This window comes from Burkholderia sp. R-40, from assembly GCF_049942845.1.
In the GTDB taxonomy this organism is placed as follows: Bacteria; Pseudomonadota; Gammaproteobacteria; order Burkholderiales; family Burkholderiaceae; genus Burkholderia; species Burkholderia ambifaria.
In genome coordinates this window covers 3,093,966-3,111,151 of record NZ_CP187967.1, presented here as the reverse complement: position 1 = coordinate 3,111,151, position 17,186 = coordinate 3,093,966, and the positions used below count along the sequence as shown (strand labels likewise).

17 protein-coding genes and 1 tRNA gene are annotated in these 17,186 nt (G+C 67.1%); 3 read left to right on the top strand and 15 right to left on the bottom strand.

All coding sequences use genetic code 11. The annotated features are described in order from the left end of the window. Positions 1-10 precede the first annotated feature (10 nt). From ACP26O_RS14380 to ACP26O_RS14365, 4 genes are all read right to left on the bottom strand, one after another. Positions 11-87 (bottom strand) — tRNA-Gln (locus tag ACP26O_RS14380). Between the two features lie 53 nt (positions 88-140). Next, positions 141-1,022 (bottom strand): 4-(cytidine 5'-diphospho)-2-C-methyl-D-erythritol kinase, encoded by an 882-nt coding sequence (gene ispE / locus ACP26O_RS14375; protein ID WP_126228532.1) that lies wholly within the window; start codon positions 1,020-1,022, stop codon positions 141-143. A 27-nt stretch (positions 1,023-1,049) separates the two neighbouring features. After that, positions 1,050-1,670, bottom strand: a complete 621-nt coding sequence (gene lolB / locus ACP26O_RS14370; RefSeq protein WP_175665598.1) for a lipoprotein insertase outer membrane protein LolB — start codon at positions 1,668-1,670, stop codon at positions 1,050-1,052. Continuing rightward, positions 1,670-3,493, bottom strand: a complete 1,824-nt coding sequence (locus tag ACP26O_RS14365; RefSeq protein ID WP_126228530.1) for a tetratricopeptide repeat protein — start codon at positions 3,491-3,493, stop codon at positions 1,670-1,672. The genes lolB and ACP26O_RS14365 overlap by 1 nt, the downstream gene beginning before the upstream one ends. A gap of 86 nt (positions 3,494-3,579) precedes the next feature. Here ACP26O_RS14365 and mutM point away from each other — a divergent pair, with 86 nt between their 5' ends. Both mutM and mutY read left to right on the top strand, forming a co-directional pair. Continuing rightward, positions 3,580-4,407: a bifunctional DNA-formamidopyrimidine glycosylase/DNA-(apurinic or apyrimidinic site) lyase gene (mutM, locus tag ACP26O_RS14360; RefSeq protein WP_175665597.1), complete on the top strand. Its 828-nt coding sequence runs from the start codon at positions 3,580-3,582 to the stop codon at positions 4,405-4,407. A 35-nt stretch (positions 4,408-4,442) separates the two neighbouring features. Next, complete coding sequence (gene mutY, locus ACP26O_RS14355; RefSeq protein WP_011657969.1) at positions 4,443-5,549, top strand: A/G-specific adenine glycosylase; 1,107 nt, start codon at positions 4,443-4,445, stop codon at positions 5,547-5,549. 176 nt (positions 5,550-5,725) lie between these two features. Here the strand turns inward: mutY and ACP26O_RS14350 are convergent, their stop codons facing one another. The 11 genes from ACP26O_RS14350 to kdsD all read right to left on the bottom strand — a co-directional run bounded on the left by ACP26O_RS14350 (position 5,726) and on the right by kdsD (position 14,981). Continuing rightward, the gene (locus ACP26O_RS14350; RefSeq protein WP_175665596.1) at positions 5,726-6,361 is read right to left on the bottom strand and encodes an LON peptidase substrate-binding domain-containing protein; all 636 of its coding nucleotides are present in this window, start codon (positions 6,359-6,361) and stop codon (positions 5,726-5,728) included. 26 nt (positions 6,362-6,387) lie between these two features. Then, on the bottom strand, positions 6,388-7,296 hold the full coding sequence (gene rapZ / locus ACP26O_RS14345; RefSeq protein ID WP_041489859.1) for an RNase adapter RapZ: 909 nt from the start codon (positions 7,294-7,296) through the stop codon (positions 6,388-6,390). 75 nt (positions 7,297-7,371) lie between these two features. Beyond that, positions 7,372-8,340 carry an HPr(Ser) kinase/phosphatase gene (hprK, locus tag ACP26O_RS14340; protein ID WP_011657967.1) on the bottom strand — a complete coding sequence of 323 codons (969 nt, stop codon included), beginning with the start codon at positions 8,338-8,340 and terminating at the stop codon, positions 7,372-7,374. Positions 8,341-8,469: 129 nt separating this feature from the next. Further along, a complete protein-coding gene (locus tag ACP26O_RS14335; protein ID WP_011657966.1) occupies positions 8,470-9,009 on the bottom strand; it encodes a PTS sugar transporter subunit IIA in 540 nt (179 codons plus the stop codon). A gap of 169 nt (positions 9,010-9,178) precedes the next feature. Next, complete coding sequence (hpf, locus tag ACP26O_RS14330) at positions 9,179-9,538, bottom strand: ribosome hibernation-promoting factor, HPF/YfiA family (protein ID WP_006477786.1); 360 nt, start codon at positions 9,536-9,538, stop codon at positions 9,179-9,181. A 157-nt stretch (positions 9,539-9,695) separates the two neighbouring features. Next, positions 9,696-11,201 carry an RNA polymerase factor sigma-54 gene (locus ACP26O_RS14325; RefSeq protein ID WP_175665595.1) on the bottom strand — a complete coding sequence of 502 codons (1,506 nt, stop codon included), beginning with the start codon at positions 11,199-11,201 and terminating at the stop codon, positions 9,696-9,698. Between the two features lie 183 nt (positions 11,202-11,384). Further along, positions 11,385-12,161, bottom strand: coding sequence for an LPS export ABC transporter ATP-binding protein (gene lptB / locus ACP26O_RS14320; RefSeq protein ID WP_175656273.1), 777 nt, complete (start codon positions 12,159-12,161; stop codon positions 11,385-11,387). Next, entirely contained in the window at positions 12,158-12,823 is a 666-nt protein-coding gene (gene lptA / locus ACP26O_RS14315) for a lipopolysaccharide transport periplasmic protein LptA (protein ID WP_011657963.1), read from the bottom strand. The genes lptB and lptA overlap by 4 nt, the downstream gene beginning before the upstream one ends. Before the next feature lie 20 nt (positions 12,824-12,843). Next, positions 12,844-13,458, bottom strand: a complete 615-nt coding sequence (gene lptC / locus ACP26O_RS14310; RefSeq protein WP_126228527.1) for an LPS export ABC transporter periplasmic protein LptC — start codon at positions 13,456-13,458, stop codon at positions 12,844-12,846. Between the two features lie 3 nt (positions 13,459-13,461). Beyond that, a complete protein-coding gene (locus ACP26O_RS14305) occupies positions 13,462-13,998 on the bottom strand; it encodes a KdsC family phosphatase (RefSeq protein WP_105833002.1) in 537 nt (178 codons plus the stop codon). Continuing rightward, complete coding sequence (gene kdsD / locus ACP26O_RS14300; protein WP_126228526.1) at positions 13,998-14,981, bottom strand: arabinose 5-phosphate isomerase KdsD; 984 nt, start codon at positions 14,979-14,981, stop codon at positions 13,998-14,000. Before kdsD ends, ACP26O_RS14305 begins: the two co-directional genes overlap by 1 nt. 125 nt (positions 14,982-15,106) lie before the next feature. Between kdsD and ACP26O_RS14295 the strand changes: the two genes are divergently transcribed. Beyond that, entirely contained in the window at positions 15,107-17,113 is a 2,007-nt protein-coding gene (locus ACP26O_RS14295) for a monovalent cation:proton antiporter family protein (RefSeq protein ID WP_175662521.1), read from the top strand. The last annotated feature ends 73 nt before the right edge of the window (positions 17,114-17,186 follow it).

Genomic DNA, 17,186 nt, shown 5'->3' with positions numbered 1-17,186 from the left:
GGAAAATTTTTGGCAGGGGAGGAAGGACTCGAACCCTCGCATGCCGGAATCAAAATCCGGTGCCTTGACCAACTTGGCGACTCCCCTACACTTAACTGATAACTTCACCGGACTTGTAGGCCATCCGGCAAAGCAAAACTTCATGACGCGAAAGCGAAGAGCGGATGCTCGTTCAGGCTCTCGGCAACTGCACCGTTCCAACCGGTGGGCAGCTGGGCTTTCGCCGCTTCTGCCTCGTGCTTGCTTTGAAACGCTGCAAACACGCTTGCTCCGGAGCCGGTCATCCTCGCGGGGGTCACATTATACAACCATTTGACCACCTGCGCAACTTCCGCGTACTTACTTGTCACAACTTGCTGCATATCGTTCCGGCCGAAACTGTCTGGCCATCCCGCATCGCTGTTTTGCTGTGCAAGAAAGTCAGCAATTGTGACTGGCTTCGTATTTCTTGTCAACAACTCATCTGAAAAAATTTCAGCGGTGGGGACATGAACTCGCGGCGTCACAACCAGGAACCAGCGAGTCGGCAATTCTACCTCAGCTAATTCTTCTCCGATACCCTCTGCGAACGCATTTTTTCCAAAAACAAAAAACGGGACGTCGGCGCCGAGTTTCACCGCGAGCGATTGCAGTTCGGCTCGCGACAGGTCGAGCTGCCACAGGCGGTTCAGCGCGAGCAGCGTCGTCGCCGCGTCGGAGCTGCCGCCGCCGAGGCCCGCGCCCATCGGCAGGCACTTGTCGATCTCGATGTCGACGCCGGCCGTGGTGCCCGTATGCGTTTTCAGCAGGTTGGCCGCGCGCACGACGAGATCGCTTTCCTCGGGCACGCCCGGCACGTCGGTGACGCGTGCGACGCGACCGTCGTCGCGCAGCGTGAAGTGCAGCGTGTCGCCCCAGTTCAGCAACTGGAACACGCTTTGCAGATCGTGATAGCCGTTCGGGCGACGGCCGGTGATGTGCAGGAACAGGTTGAGTTTCGCGGGCGCAAGGCAGTTGCGCAGCGAGCGGGTCGAATCGGTCATGCGTATGTCGGGGCTAGGTTCACGTGCTTACTGGTCGAGCACGAGCTTGATGTCGAGCGGCGGCGTCGCGCGCACGAGGTTCACGCGTTTGACGCCGGTGGCCGGTGCGTCCGCGTAGGCGAGGTAGTCGATCGTCCAGCCGTCCTGGCGAATCTGCTTCACGTGCGTCGTGTCGGCCGGGTCGCGCACCGTCTGCGCGGGCGTCGCGGGCGCGGGCGTCGGCAGCAGCCAGTAGCGCAGGCCGGCCAGCGGCAGCGAGAAGCCGAGCGTGTTCTGCATCAGCTCGCCGACGTCGGTCGCGTACTGCGGCTGGCGGTTCGGCAGTTCGAGCGTTGCGGTCTGCGGCGTCGATTTCACGATTGCGAGCGTCTGGCCGAGCGGGCTGCGCAGCTCGAGCGACACGTCGTCGCCGTGCTCGAGCCAGTCGAAGTTGCCGTACACGTTTTGCTGCCTGCCGAGACGGTCGTTGTACTGCACCGCGAAGCGGCCATGGTATGCGTGCGTCGCGGCCGTCTGCAACGCGGCGCCGGCCGGCGCGTTCGCCGACGGCGGCGTGCTTGCGCAGCCGGCGAGCGCGAGCGCCGCGCCGGCCGCGGCCAGCGTGCGCAGCGCGCGGGAAGACAGGGAAAGCATCGGGAACATCCGCATCAGAGGCCGTTGATCTGCAGGCGCTTCAGCGTCTGCACGAGCGTGTCGTTGTCGGGCTCGAGCTTCTGCGCGGCGCGCCATGCGATACGCGCGTCGTCCTGCGCGCCGCTTTTCCACAGCACTTCACCGAGGTGCGCGCCGATCTCGGCGTTCGGCTGCAACTCGAACGCGCGCTGCAGCACCTTGGCCGCGCCGGTCGTGTCGCCCATCCGGTACTTCACCCAGCCGAGGCTGTCCATGATGTACGCGTCGTTCGGCGCGAGCGACAGGGCCTTGTCGATCAGCTTGCTGGCCTCCGGCAGGCGCTGATTGCGATCGGCCAGCGAATAGCCGAGCGCGTTGTACGCCTGCGGGTTGTCGGGCTGCGTGCGGATCAACTCGCGCAGCTGCTTTTCCATCGTCGCGTAGTGGCCGGTCTTTTCGGCCGCCATCGCGTAGTCGTAGCGCAGGTCGGGATCGTCCGGGAAGTCCTGGACCGCCTGGCCGAGCCGTGCCTCGGCTTCCGGATAGCGCTTCGCGGTGAACAGGATCGACGCGTCGGTGCGCGCGACCACGGCCGCATCGCGCGGATCGCTGATCGGCAGATCGTCGAGCACCTTGCGGGCCGCGTCGGTCTTGCCTTGTTTCTGCAGCAGCTGCGCGCGCGTGATCTGCGCCGGCAGGTAGTGCTGGCTCGTCTGGTCGACCTTGTCGAGCCATTGCGACGCCTGCGCGTCGTTGCCCTGCTCGATCGAGATCTGCGCGAGGTAGATGTAGCCCTGGCCGACGTCGAGGTTCGACTGCTTGTCGCCGAGCTGCACGTACTGTTTCAGGTACGCGCTCGCGTCGTCGAGCTTCTTCTGCTGGATCCTGATCAGCGCGAGCGCCATCAGCGGCGTCGGGTCCTTCGAGTCGAGCTTGCGCATCGTCTCGAACTGCTTCTGCGCGTCGTCGAGGCGGTCGTCGGCGAGATAGAGCTGCGACAGCGCGAGCCGCCCGTCGCGCGACTTCGGATTCTGCTGAACATATTTCTCGAACGACGCGATGCCGGCCGCGCGCTCCGCGGGGCCCATCTGCGACAGCATCAGCGCCGCCGGCAGGTAATCGGGACGGAGCTGCAGCGCCTGCTTCAGCGAGCGCGCCGCGCCTTCCTTGTCGTCGACCGCCAGTTGCTGCCGCGCGATCGCGAGCTGCGCCTCGGGGCGGTTCATGTCGTTCTTCAGCATGTCCTTCAGCACCGCGAGGCCGCCGACGCGGTCCGAGCCGCGCACCAGCAGCGCCTGCAGCGCGAGAATCGCAGGGCCGCGCGTTTCGCCGGTCGCGCGGGCCAGCTCGCGCGCGAGCATCGGCTGCGCGTCGGCCGGCTTGCCGGCGAGCACCAGCAGCGCGGCGTCGACTTGCGATGCGCGATTCGAATCGGGCGCGTACTGGCGCCACAGATTGGCCGCGGAGAGCGCATCCGCCGGGCTTTGCGCGCCGAGTGCGATCTCGGTCGCACGCTGCGCCATGCGCGGATCGCGCGTGTCGCGGGCGAGGGCGAGGTAGGTCTGGTAGGCGGGCGCCGGCTGGTTGCGCTGGAGCGCGACTTCGGCGGCCAGCACCTGGTAGACGATCTGGCTCGTCAGCGGGACGCCGGGGAGATTCTTCTGCTCGTCCGCCATCACGTGCTCGAACGCGCCCTGCGGCTGCGCGTCGTCCGATGCCGGATCCTGCGCGTGAGCCGGGAAGGCGGTGAGGGTCCAGGCGGCGAACAGCGCGGCGCCGAGCGCACGGCGGACCGGGAAGACGCGCGCGCCGTGCTCGGCGGCGGGGCGCTTCAGAAGCAGCTTCGAGGGCAGAGTCATGGAAATCCGTTCGATGTTTCAACCGATTGTAACGCGCTCGCTACAATACACGCACGATCGTGAATGCCGTTTCAGACCCGCAAAACATGCCAGAGTTGCCAGAAGTCGAAGTCACGCGCCGGGGCATCGAGCCCTTTGTCGCGGGCCGCCGCGTCGAGCGTGTCGACGTCCGTACCGCGATGCTGCGCTGGCCCGTGCCGGCGGGGCTCGCGGAGCAATTGCGCGCGCGCGAGGTGCTCGCCGTCGCGCGTCGCGGCAAGTACCTGCTGTTCGAGGTCGACGCGGGCTGGTTCATCGTGCATCTCGGGATGACGGGCACGCTGCGCGTGCTGCCCTCGGCCGGCGTGCCGGTCGCCGCGAAACACGACCACATCGACTGGATCTTCGACGAGTTCGTGCTGCGCTTTCGCGATCCGCGCCGCTTCGGCGCCGTGTTGTGGCACCCGCGCGAAGCGGGCGACGTGCACGCGCATCCGCTGCTCGCGAGCCTCGGCGTCGAGCCGTTCTCGCCGGCATTCACCGGCGCGCTGCTGCACGCGCGCACGCGCGGGCGCACGGTGTCGGTCAAGCAGGCGCTGCTCGCGGGCGACATGGTCGTCGGCGTCGGCAACATCTATGCGTCGGAGAGCCTGTTTCGCGCCGGTATCCGGCCGACGACCGCCGCCGGCAAGGTCTCGCTGCCGCGCTACGAGCGACTGGCCGACGCGGTGCGCGCGACGCTCGCCGACGCGATCGAGCGCGGCGGCAGCACATTGCGCGACTTTGTCGGCAGCAACGGCGAAAGCGGCTATTTCCAGCTCGACTGCTTCGTCTACGACCGTGCGGGGCTGCCTTGCCGCGTATGCGGCACGCCGATCCGCCAGATCGTGCAGGGCCAGCGCTCGACCTATTTCTGCCCGACCTGCCAGCGTTGAGCCCCGTTGAAACCTTTTTCCGAAGATTCGAACACTTGAAGCCGCCCCGCATTGCTCCCGCACCGTTCCCCGTCACGCCGCTGCACCGCACGTTCGCCACGCGCCTGATCGCATGGCAGCGCACGCACGGCCGCCACGACCTGCCGTGGCAGAACACCCGCGATCCGTACCGGATCTGGCTGTCGGAAATCATGCTGCAGCAGACGCAGGTATCGACGGTCATCCCGTACTACCTGCGCTTTCTCGAACGCTTTCCCGACGTCGCCGCGCTCGCGGCCGCGCCGGCCGACGACGTGATGGCGCTATGGGCCGGCCTCGGCTACTACTCGCGCGCACGCAACCTGCACCGCTGCGCGCAGGTCGTCGTCGCCGAGCATGGCGGTGTATTCCCGCCAACACCCGACGCGCTCGCCGAACTGCCGGGCATCGGCCGCTCGACGGCCGCGGCGATCGCGTCGTTCGCGTACGGTGCGCGCGCGACGATCCTCGACGGCAACGTGAAGCGCGTGCTCGCGCGGGTGTTCGGCGTCGAAGGCTTTCCGGGCGAGAAGCGTGTCGAGAACGACATGTGGGCGCTTGCCGAATCGCTGCTGCCGGATGCCGCGAACGAGGCCGACGTGAGTGCCTATACGCAGGGGCTGATGGATCTCGGCGCGACGCTGTGCGTGCGCGGCAAGCCGGATTGCGCGCGCTGTCCGTTCGCGGGCGACTGCGTCGCGCAATCGACGGGCCGGCAGCGCGAACTGCCGGCCGCGCGGCCGAAGAAGGCCGTGCCGACGCGCAAGACCTGGATGCTCGTGCTGCGCGACGGCGATGCCGTGCTGCTCGAGCGGCGTCCGCCCGCCGGCATCTGGGGCGGCCTGTGGTGCCTGCCGCAGGCGGACGGCGATGCCGCGCTCGCGGCACTCGCACGCGGCTTCGGCGGCGGCGGCCCGGTGCCGCTCGCACCGTTTACGCACACGTTCACGCATTTCAGGCTCGAGATCGAGCCGCGGCTGAGCGACATGACGAACGGCGGGCTGCCGGCCGCGCACGCGCAGGATGCCGAGACGGCGTGGGTGCCGCTGAGCGGGCTCGCTGCTTACGGCGTGCCGGCGCCGGTGCGCAAGCTGCTCGACGCGCTGAGCGGGCCGCTGCTGTAACGAAAGGGGAAGGGGGCGCGCTCGGGCAGGCGCCCGGTCGCCGCAGGGCATCCATCCGTTCGGCGACGGGCGGCAGCGGCAGCGCTGCAACGCTCAGACGCTCAGATGCTCAGATGCTCAGATGCTCAGATGCTCAGATGCTCAGATGCTCAGACGCGACCGGGTGGCCGCGATGCCTACAGCCATCCGTGCCGGTCGAGCACGTGGTGCACGGCATCGATCCGCGCGCCGACATCCGGAAACTCCATCAGCTTCTGCCGCGCGCGCAGGTCGAGCGGCAGCAGTTCCGCGAGGCGGTTCGCCACCCAGCTCGGATCGTCGAGGCGGAATGGTTCGGCGAACGGCAGCTTGCCAGGTTCGGATTTCTTCAGCGCTTCGATGATGCGCTCGAGCACCTCGGCGCACGAGCCGAATTGCGCGAGCGCCTGCTCGCCTTCGAGCGGGATGTCGTCGGGCAGCGGCTCGGCGATCCCGACCAGCAGCCCGTTGCCTTCGACGCGATACGACAGCAGCTCGAAACGCTGCGTGCCGATCGCCTCCAGGTACAGCATCCCGAATTCGCCGGTATCGCACTCGGTGATGCGCGCCATGCAGCCGATGGTCTCGGGCACCGACACGGCGCCGTCCTGCGCGACTTCGGGGCCGCTCTTGAGCAGGCACACGCCGAACGGTGCGTCGTCGCGCAGGCATGCGCGCGACATGTCGAGATAGCGCGCCTCGAACACCTTGAGCGGCAGCCAGCCACCGGGAAACAGCACCGTGTGCAGCGGAAACAGCGGCAGGTCGATCAGGGTGGTCGATAGGGTGGACATGGCGCGCCGGGAAGAGGGCGGTGTCGCTAAGGTCGGTCGACCTCGGTGACGAGCCGCGACGACGCGTCGACATCCACTGGCGCGTCACGATGCCGCACGATCACGTTCGCATCGTGCGCGAGGCGCGCGGCGAGCGTTTCCGCGATGAACACCGAGCGATGCTGACCGCCCGTGCAGCCGATGGCGACGGTCAGGTAGCTGCGGTTGTCTTCGCGAAAGTGCGGCAGCCATTTCATCAGGAACGCATGGATGTCGTCGATCATCTGGTGGACGATCGGCAATGCGTCGAGAAAGGCGATGACCGGCTGGTCCAGCCCGGTGAGCGGGCGCAGCTCATGGTCGTAGTACGGATTCGGCAGCGCGCGCACGTCGAACATCAGGTCGGCATCGAGCGGCACGCCGCGCTTGAAGCCGAATGACTCGAACATCACCATCAGGTCGTTGTTCTTCTGCTCGATGAAGCGCTTGACCCACGTGCGCAGCACGTTCGCGCGCAGGGTGCTCGTATCGATCTGGTGACCGAATTCGGCGAGCGGCGCGACCAGGTCGCGCTCGCGCTCGATCGCTTCCTCGAGCGACGACAGCAGCCCGATGTTCGCGTCGTGCGACGGCGAACCGGACAGCGGGTGGCGTCGGCGCGTTTCGGAGAAGCGCTGGATCAGCGCCTGCGTGCTCGCGTTGAGGAACAGCACGCGGACATCGTGCTCGAGCGACAGCGAGCGGATCAGGCCGGGCAATTCGTCGAGCGACGCGCTCGAGCGCGCATCGATTGCGACCGCGAGCCGATGCTGGCCGCCATCGGCCAGGTAGCGGGCGAGTTCGGGGAGCACGTGCGGCGGCAGGTTGTCGACGCAGTAGTAGCCTGCGTCTTCAAGCGCATTCAGCGCGACGGACTTGCCTGAGCCGGAGATGCCGGTGATGAGGACGATACGCATGGGAAGCTGAGAATCCTGACGTTTCATCATAGCACCGGCTCGACGCGTCGGCGCTGCGAGGCCGGCGCGGGGTGGTTACACGAGCTTGCCGGGGAACTGACTGTCGGGATCCTGCATCGCGAGCCGTTGCCGATCCATGAAATCGCGCAACGTGTCGATGCCGCGCAACTGCAGGATCGTGTTCCGCACGGCCGCCTCGACCAGCACCGCGAGGTTGCGGCCGGCCGCCACCTGGATCGTGACCTTGCTGATCGGCAAGCCGAGCACGTCGACCGTCTGGCTTTCCAGCGGCAGCCGCTGGAATTCGCCGTCCGGGCGGCGCACGAGCTGGACGATCAGCTTCAGCTTCATTTTCCGGCGCACGGCGGTTTCACCGAAGATCGTCTTGATGTCGAGCAGGCCGAGGCCGCGCACTTCGAGCAGGTTCTGCAGCAGCGGCGGGCAGCGGCCTTCGACGAAATCGGGGCCAAGTCGGACGAAGTCGACGGCGTCGTCGGCGACGAGGCCGTGGCCGCGGCTGATGAGTTCGAGGCCGAGTTCGCTCTTGCCGAGCCCGGAGTCGCCGGTGAGCAGCACGCCCATCCCGAGGATGTCGAGGAACACGCCGTGCAGCGTCGCGCGCGGGGCGAGGATGCGCGACATGTAGAGCCGCAGGCTGTCGATCACCGCGGCGGCCGACATCGGCGTCGTGAACAGCGGCGTGGACGAGCGCGTACAGCGCAGCACGAGTTCGGGCGGCGCGGCGGCGCCGCCGGCGACGACGAGAAACGGCGGTTCGAGTGCGATCAGCTCGGCCATGTGGCGCGAGCGGTCTTCGTCGGTCTGCCGCTGGTAGTAGTCGATTTCGGCTTCGCCGAGCACCTGGATCCGGTTCGGGTGGATCAGGTTCAAGTGGCCGACGAGGTCGGCGCTCGACGTCGCGTTGGCGACGGTGTCGGACGAAAAACCGCGCTCCCAGCCTTCATGCCCCGTGAGCCAGCTCAGTTTCAGCGTGGCCGCGTTGTCGTCGAAGATGCTCTGGGCGTTGATGCTGGACGTATCCATGACTTTCGTCACTCCAATGAGCCGGTGCATGTGCGCGGCGACGGGCGTCGCCATGCCGGACCGGCGCCGGGCGGCCCTGGACGGCGGCGCGTGCCGCCTCGTTCGGGAAAATATTCCGCCCGGATCAACTCAAGGTTGCCACTGAGTGAGCACGCGATGCAACTCGGCGAGATCTGTTTCGTTGTGCAGACGCTCGCGCGCGTCGCGATCGGATAGCAGTTGCGCGATTTCCGACAGGATCTCGAGGTGCTGTTGGGTAGCTTGCTCGGGGACGAGCAGGAAAATCAGGAGGCCGACCGGCTGGCCGTCGGGCGCTTCGAACGGGATCGCGTCGGCGAGCCGCACGAATGCGGCGAGCGGGTGCTTGAGCCCCTTGATGCGCCCGTGCGGAATCGCGACGCCTTCGCCGAGCCCGGTCGAGCCGAGGCGCTCGCGCGCGAACAGGTTGTCCGTGACGGTGCTGCGGGCGACGCCGTTCTGATTCTCGAACATCAGCCCGGCTTGTTCGAAGACGCGTTTCTTGCTGGTGACGGAGAGGTCGATGACGACGTTCTCTATGGGCAGGATTTTGGCTAGGCGATTCATGTTGGCAGGCGATAGGGCGGCCTGGGGTCTCCTTGCGGCGGCAGACTGATTTTCCATGTTCGGCGATATCAAGGCGTTTGGCATCGGCAACCTGCAACGCAGCTACCGCATTCAACGCCCCCCGGCGATAACCGGGACATTATAGAGCACAGCCGCGTGCGTGGCGCGGCATGGACGGACCGGTCGCACCACTGCCGCTCGGACTCAAAAAAAACGCCCGGCGAACCGGGCGGCGTGGGTGTTGCGGTGAACGTTATTGCGGCGGCAGTTCGATCTGGTCGATCGACGGCTGCAGCTTGATCGGGTCGTGCGCATGGGTCTGCAGACGCTCCATGTGCTTGACGACCTGGCGGTCCAGCTTGTCGATCAGCAGATCGATCGCAGCGTAGAGGTTGCCGTTTGCGCTTTCGACGAAGATGTCCTTGCCCTTCAGGTGCAGATTGATTTCCGCGCGCTGCTGCTTGTCCTTTTCCTTGTGGTTGTCGACCGAGAGGATCACAGTGCCATCGATCACCTGATCGCTATGGCGTAGCACCCTGTCCAGCTTGGTGATCACGTATTCGCGAATTGCAGGCGTGACTTCGAGATGATGTCCACTGATCTTCAGGTTCATAGTGCTTCTCCAAGCGAGTGACCACCCGGCCGCATCGAGGCGGCGCTCCGGTCGACTTGCCCTTGCCGCACGTGGCGGCAAATTCGCGGACAGGTCGCCCGGCTGTCCCCCGTGTGCGCGGTGGCCGGAAGACGCCTGCCGCCGGGCAGGCAGCAGGCTAAAGAGACTTGCGCAGATTCACTGCCGGGATTTTGAGGGCTTCGCGATACTTGGCAACCGTGCGGCGCGCAACCACGAAACCCTGTTCTGCCAGCAGCTCGGCAATGCGGCTGTCCGAAAGTGGCGATTTTGGGTCTTCAGCTCCTATCAGTTGCTTGATCAGGGCTCGGATGGCGGTCGACGATGCGGCGCCTCCGGTGTCGGTCGAAACGTGTGACCCGAAGAAGTACTTGAATTCCAGCGTACCGAACGGGGTCAGCATGTACTTGCCTGTTGTCACACGGCTGACAGTCGACTCGTGTAGGCCCAGCGTATCAGCTATTTCCCGCAAAACCAAGGGGCGCATGGCGATTTCACCATGCGCGAAGAAATTCTTTTGACGTTCGACAATGGCCTGCGCGACACGCAGGATCGTGTCGAATCGCTGCTGGATGTTCTTGATCAGCCAGCGTGCTTCCTGGAGCTGCTGCTTGAGCGACCCGGCCGACGGATCGCCGCGGCTGTTGCGCAGGATGTTCGCGTACAGGTTGTTGATCCGCAGCCGCGGCATCACTTCCGGATTGAGTTCCGCGAGCCAGCCCTGGCCGGCCTTCTTCACGATGATGTCGGGCACGACGTAGTCGGCCTCGGCCTTGCCATAGGCGGCGCCGGGGAACGGCTCCAGCGAGCGGATCAGCGCGTGCGCGTCGCGCAGCGCGTCGTCGCTCGCCTTCAGGTGCTTGCGCAGCCGCGTGAAGTCGCGCGCGGCGAGCAGCTCGAGGTGCTGCGACACGATCTCCAGCGCGAGCGTGCGGGTGGGGGACGGATCGAGGCGCAGCAACTGCAGCTTCAGGCATTCGGAGGCCGAGCGGGCCCCGACCCCGGCCGGGTCGAAGCTGTGCAGCAGCGCAAGCGCCGCATTCAGTTCGTCGCAATCGACTTCCAGTTCCGGCGGCAGGTCGGTGAGCACTTCGTCGAGCGACGCGGTCAGGTAGCCGTCGTCGTCGAGCGATTCGATCAGGAACATCACGAGTGCGCGATCGCGCGGGCTGGCCTGCGTGACGCGCAATTGCGCGGACAGGTGATCGCGCAGCGACGTCGCGGCTTCCTGCACCTGCAGCGGCGGGAGGTCGTCATCGTCCGATGCGCCGCTCGAGCGGCCGTACTCGTCCAGATTCCACTGCGGGCCGTCGCCGGCGTCGCTCGACCCGTAGCCGTCGTATTCGTCGGCGCCGGCCGGCTCGTCGCGCTCGGCGCGCTCGCTCGACGGGCTGCTGCCGTTCGCGGGGCCCGGCTCGATGTTCTGTCCGGAAGGCCCCTGCGCGATCAGCGATCCGTCCGACGCGACACGCAGCGGACTCGTGATCCATTCGTCTTCGTTTTCGAGCAACGGATTTTGCGCGACGGCCATCGCGACTTCCTGCTGCAGTTCGAGCGTCGACAGTTGCAGGAGCCGGATCGACTGCTGCAGTTGCGGGGTCAGCGCCAGGTGTTGCGACAGGCGGAGTTGAAGGCTGGCTTTCATGGCAGAGAGGGAGTCATACCGGCAGTTTGCCACGACCGACCCGCATTGAGCCATCGGCGATTACGCGCGGCGCGGCGCCCGGCCGCGCAGAGGGCCGCCGAGCGGGGCCGCCGAGCGGGGCACACGGGCAACACCCCGCGCGGCGATGCCGGGCGGGGTGCAGCCAGCCAAAAAAGGGGGAGGTTACATGCGGAAGTGTTCGCCGAGGTACACGCGGCGCACGCTTTCGTTTTCGATGATTTCGCTGGGCGCGCCGGCGGCGAGCACCGAACCGTCGCTGATGATGTACGCGTGGTCGCAGATGCCGAGCGTTTCGCGGACGTTGTGATCGGTGATCAACACGCCGATATTGCGCTGCTTCAGGAACTTGACGATCTTCTGGATCTCGAGCACCGCGATCGGATCGACGCCGGCGAACGGTTCGTCGAGCAGGATGAAGTTCGGGCTGGTCGCGAGCGCCCGTGCGATCTCGACGCGACGGCGTTCGCCGCCCGACAGCGACAGCGCCGGGTTCTCGCGCAGGTGGCCGATCTGCAGCTCGTCGAGCAGCTCCTCGGTGCGCGCGGCGATCGCGTCCTTCGACAGGCGCTTGCCGTCTTCGCCGTGCTGCAGCTCGAGCACCGCGCGGATGTTTTCCTCGACGGTCAGCTTGCGGAACACCGACGCTTCCTGCGGCAGGTACGACAGGCCGAGCGATGCACGCTTGTGGATCGGCAGCAGGCTGATCGAGCTGCCGTTCAGCGAGATCTCGCCCGCGTCGAGCGGCACGAGGCCGACGATCATGTAGAACGACGTCGTCTTGCCCGCGCCGTTCGGGCCGAGCAGGCCGACGACTTCGCCGCTCTTCACGTCGAGCGACACGTCCTTGACGACCGTGCGCGAGCCGTAGCGCTTCTTCAGGTTGCGCACGACGAGCGAACTCGTCGCGCCGGCCGGCTGGCGATTCGGTAGCGCGCTCATTGTCCCGGCGCTCCCTGGATCGTGGTCGACGGCGACAGCTTCGCCGGCGCGCCGTTCAGCTGGCCGGGGCCGCCGCTCTTCGGCGACAGCATCGCGCGCACGCGCCCGTTCGGATTGCCCGGCGCCGCGACGTCCTTGCCGCCCTTCGCGGTGTAGAAGTCGCGCTGGCCGTCGTACGTGATCACGCTGCCGTGCACGGTGTCGGCGATCGTCGACGTGCCCTGCAGGCGGCGCACGGTCGCGGCGGTCGTCAGGGTCGTCAGATCCTGCTTGCCGTCGTAGTCGATGCGCTCGGCGTCGCCGTCGATGTACTCGTCGAGACCTTCGCGCTTCTGGCGGAACGTCGCGTGCTTCTTGCCGCTGCCGAACGACGTCGCGTACTGATAGCCTTCCGGATCCTGGCGCACTTCGACGCGATCGCCCTTGATGATGATCGTGCCCTTCGTGATCACGACGTTGCCGGTCGCGACCGTCACCTGCTTCAGGTCGTCGTAGGTGAGGTTGTCCGCCTCGACGTTGATCGGCTTGTTCTGGTCAGCCTTCTCGGCATGGGCGAGCGGCGCCAGCCCGATGAGCGGGAGCGCCACGAGCGTCGCGGCGAGCGCGGCGCGGACGGCGCGCGCAGCGCCGCCGGAATTCTGTCGAGGGAACGGTTCGTTCATGCAGTCACGTGAGGGATGCGTCACCTGGATTGACCTTTCGAGCCGCCGGACGTGTCCGCCGCGGCGATCGTGCCGCGCACGTTGCCGTAAAGCTCGATGACCCGGGTGACGTTGTTGTACTTCATGCCGTCGGTCGCGTTGACGAGCGACAGGCCGCGCTGAAGTTTAACCGGCTTTTCGGTCTGGATCACATCGTCATTGACCAAGATCCGGAAATGCTGGGAATCGGCCTGCATCTGCGGATCGCCGCCGCCGGCCACGCGCAGGATGCGCGCGTCGTCGTACAAGTCGACGATCGACACGTCGCCGTTGACGGTGCCGCGCTTCGCGGTGGTCGTGACGACCGGCTTGCCGGGCTGGAATGCGCGCATGGCCGGAGCGGTCAGGTCGCTGTTGTCGGTGTCTTCATAGTGGATCAGCTTCGCGGCCGTCAGCCGGTACTGGGTCGTGCCCGACTGGTCGAGCTCGGTGACCGAGAAGTTGTCCGCGAAATAGTCGGGCGTATGGCGCTTCGGCTGCGCGGCGCCTTCGCCGGGCGGCGGCAGCGTCGCCTGCAGCAGCCACCACGTGATGCCCGCGAGCGCGGCGACCGCGATCAACGGCAGCAACTGGGTCCAGCGGAAATGCGTGTTCATCCGTCAGGCTCCGCAGGCAGCCGCGAGCAGCGCGTCGTAGCGGCGCTGCGCGCGCAGGATCGCGTCGCATACTTCACGCACCGCGCCGTGGCCGCCGCGGGCCTCGGCCACCCAGTGCGCGCGGGCGATCACCTCCGGGTGCGCGTTGGCCGGCGCGGCCGCGAAGCCGCAGCGCAGCAGCACCGGCAGGTCGGGCCAGTCGTCGCCCATGTAGCCGCATGCGTCGGCGCCGATGTCGAGCGACGCGGTCAGCTCGGCGAACACGGCGAGCTTGTTCTCGACACCCTGGAACAGGTGCGCGATCTTCATCTCCTTCGCGCGCGCCGCGACGATCTCGGAGTTGCGGCCGGTGATGATCGCGGTCGCGATGCCGGCCTCGCCGAGCAGCTTCACGCCATGGCCGTCGAGCGAATTGAACGACTTCATCGCGTCGCCGGACGCGGTAAACAGCAGGCCGCCGTCGGTCAGCACGCCGTCGACGTCGAAAATCATCAGCTTCACGCGGCTCGCGCGTTCGGCCGCAGTCAGCGCTGCGCTCATCAGATCACCTTCTTCGAAAACAGGTCGTGCATATTCAGCGCGCCGATCAGCGCGCCGTCGGCATCGACCACCAGCATCTGGTTGATCCGGTGGCGCTCCATCAGTTCCACGGCCTCGACCGCGAGATGGTCGGGGCCGATCGTACGCGGTTCGCGCGTCATCACGTCGACGATCGGCAGCGTGCGGAAATCGCCTTCGCGCGCGAGCACGCGGCGCAGGTCGCCATCGGTGAAGATGCCGGCCACGCGGCCGTCGGGGCCGACCACGGCCGTCATGCCCAGCCGTTTCGCGGTGATCTGGAACAGCGCGTCCGACAGCGTGGCGTCGAGCCCGACGCGCGGCACGTCGTCGCCCGAGCGCATCACGTCGCGCACATGGGTGAGCAGGCGCCGGCCGAGCGCACCGCCCGGATGCGAGCGCGCGAAATCCTCGGAGCCGAAGCCGCGCGCGTCGAGCACCGCGACGGCGAGCGCGTCGCCGAGCGCGAGCGCGGCGGTCGTGCTCGCGGTGGGCGCGAGGTTCAGCGGGCACGCTTCCTTCGACACCGCGGCGTTCAGGTTCACGTCGGCGAGCGTGCCGAGGCTCGATTCCGCACGGCCCGTGATCGCGATCAGCTTCGCGCCGATCCGCTTGACGAGCGGCAGGATCGCGACGAGCTCTTCCGATTCGCCCGAATAGGAGATGCCGATGAAGACGTCGTCCGACGTGACCATCCCGAGGTCGCCATGGCTGGCCTCGGCCGGGTGGACGAAGAAGGCCGGCGTGCCGGTGCTTGCCAGCGTGGCCGCGATCTTGCGGGCGATATGCCCCGATTTGCCGATGCCGGATACCACGACGCGGCCGCGGCAGCCGAGCAGCAGCGCGACGGCCTGCACGAAGTCGCCGTCGAGCTGGTCGCGCAGCGCGCGCACGGCGTCCGCCTCGATGTCGAGCACGTCGCGGGCGAGCGCGAGCGCCCGGTCATCATTGATTTTCGCTATCATGCGCGGAGTATAGCAAAGGCGTTTGTTCGCCGCGCCGCGCCTTCGGACTCGTCCGAGGTCGTTTGCCCCCCGCCACCACCCGCGCCCGCATTGCCGTGGCCCCGACGAACGAGGTCGCTTTGCCTGTGATTTCCCCGCTCGAAATGACCCTGCTGCTGCTGCTGGCCTCGGTGGTGGGCGTCGTCGTCTTTCGTTCGTTGAACCTGCCGCCGATGCTCGGCTACCTGACCGTCGGCATCCTGGTTGGCCCGCACTCGTTCGGCATCGCCGCGGACCTCGAACGGGCCGAGCACCTCGCGGAATTCGGCGTGGTATTCCTGATGTTCTCGATCGGCCTCGAATTCTCGCTCGCGAAGCTGAGGGCGATGCAGCGGCTCGTGTTCGGGCTCGGGCTGCTGCAGGTGGTCGTGACGCTCGTGCTCGCGGTCGCGCTCGGCGCGCTGTTCGAGCGTTGGGTGCACATCACGTGGCAGGGCAGCGTCGCGCTCGGCGGCGCGCTCGCGATGTCGTCCACGGCGATCGTGTCGAAGATGCTCGCCGAGCGGCTCGAGATCGAGACCGAGCACGGCCGCAACATCTTCGGCGTGCTGCTGTTCCAGGATCTCGCGGTGGTGCCGCTGCTGATCGTGATCGCCGCGTTCGGCGCGGAGTCGTCGAAGGATCTCGCGATCACGCTCGGCTTCGCGGCGGTCAAGATCGTGATCGCGCTCGCGCTGCTGCTCGTCATCGGCCAGCGCTTCATGACGCGCTGGCTCAACGTGGTCGCGCGGCGCCGCTCGCAGGAACTGTTCGTGCTGAACCTGCTGCTCATCACGCTCGGCGCCGCGTTCATCACCGATCGCTTCGGGCTGTCGCTCGCGCTCGGCGCGTTCATCGCGGGGATGCTGATCTCCGAGACGCCGTTCCGTCACCAGGTGGAAGAGGACATCAAGCCGTTTCGCGACGTGCTGCTCGGGCTGTTCTTCGTGACGACCGGGATGCTGCTCGATGCGCGCGTGATCTGGGAGCACCCGTTGCTCGTGCTCGGCTTCTTCGTCGGGCAGATCCTGTTCAAGGGGACGATGATCGCGGGGCTCGCGCGCCTGTTCGGCGCGACGCCGGGCGTCGCGATGCGCACCGGCATCGGGCTCGCGCAGGCCGGCGAATTCGGCTTCGTGCTGCTGAACCTGATCCTCGACCGGCATCTCGTCGATTCGACGCTGCTGCAGGCGATCCTCGCGTCGATGCTGCTGTCGATGCTCGCCGCGCCGTTCCTGATCCAGAACGCCGACCGGATCGTGATGCGGCTGTCGTCGACGGAATGGATGCAGCAGTCGCTGCAGATGACGCGGATCGCGACGCAAAGCCTCAAGCAGCGCGGCCACGTGATCATCTGCGGCTACGGCCGCGCGGGCCAGAACCTGGCGCGCATGCTCGAGCAGGAAGGCATTTCGTACGTGGCGCTGGACCTCGATCCCGATCGCGTGAGCGCGGCCGCGACGGCCGGCGAATCGGTCGTGTTCGGCGACGCCGCGCGTCGCGAGTCGCTGCTCGCGGCCGGTATCCATCGCGCGGCGGCCGTCGCGATCACGTACGCGAACACGCCGTCCGCGCTGCGCGTACTGCACCACGTGCACGAGCTGGAGCCGACGCTGCCGGCGATCGTGCGCACGGTCGACGACGCCGATCTCGAGAAGCTGCTCGCGGCCGGCGCGACCGAGGTGATTCCGGAAATCGTCGAGGGCAGCCTGATGCTCGCGTCGCACACGCTGGTGCTGGTCGGCGTGCCGATGCGCAAGGTCGTGCGGCGCGTCGAGGAGATGCGCGACGCGCGTTACCAGCTGCTGCGCGGCTATTTCCACGGCGCCGACGACGCGGACGACGACGACCACGAGCAGGTGCGGCTACAATCGGTGCCGGTCGACGCGCGCGCGGACGCGGTCGGGCGCTCGCTGGAGGAGCTCGGGCTGTATGCGCTCGGGCTGGAAGTCACGGCGATCCGCCGGCACGGGATCCGCGGTGTCGAACCCGACCCGCTGACCAAGCTGCGCGCGAGCGACATCGTCGTGCTGCGCGGGCTGCCCGAGGCGCTCGCGCTCGCGGAAGAGCGGCTGTCGCGCCATCGGCGCGAGCCGCCGGCCGCGGTCGCCTGACTCGCGCTTCGTTGACCTGACCCGTATTGATTCGAAACGGTGCCCGATCTTCGCGCACCGTTTTTTTCGGAGA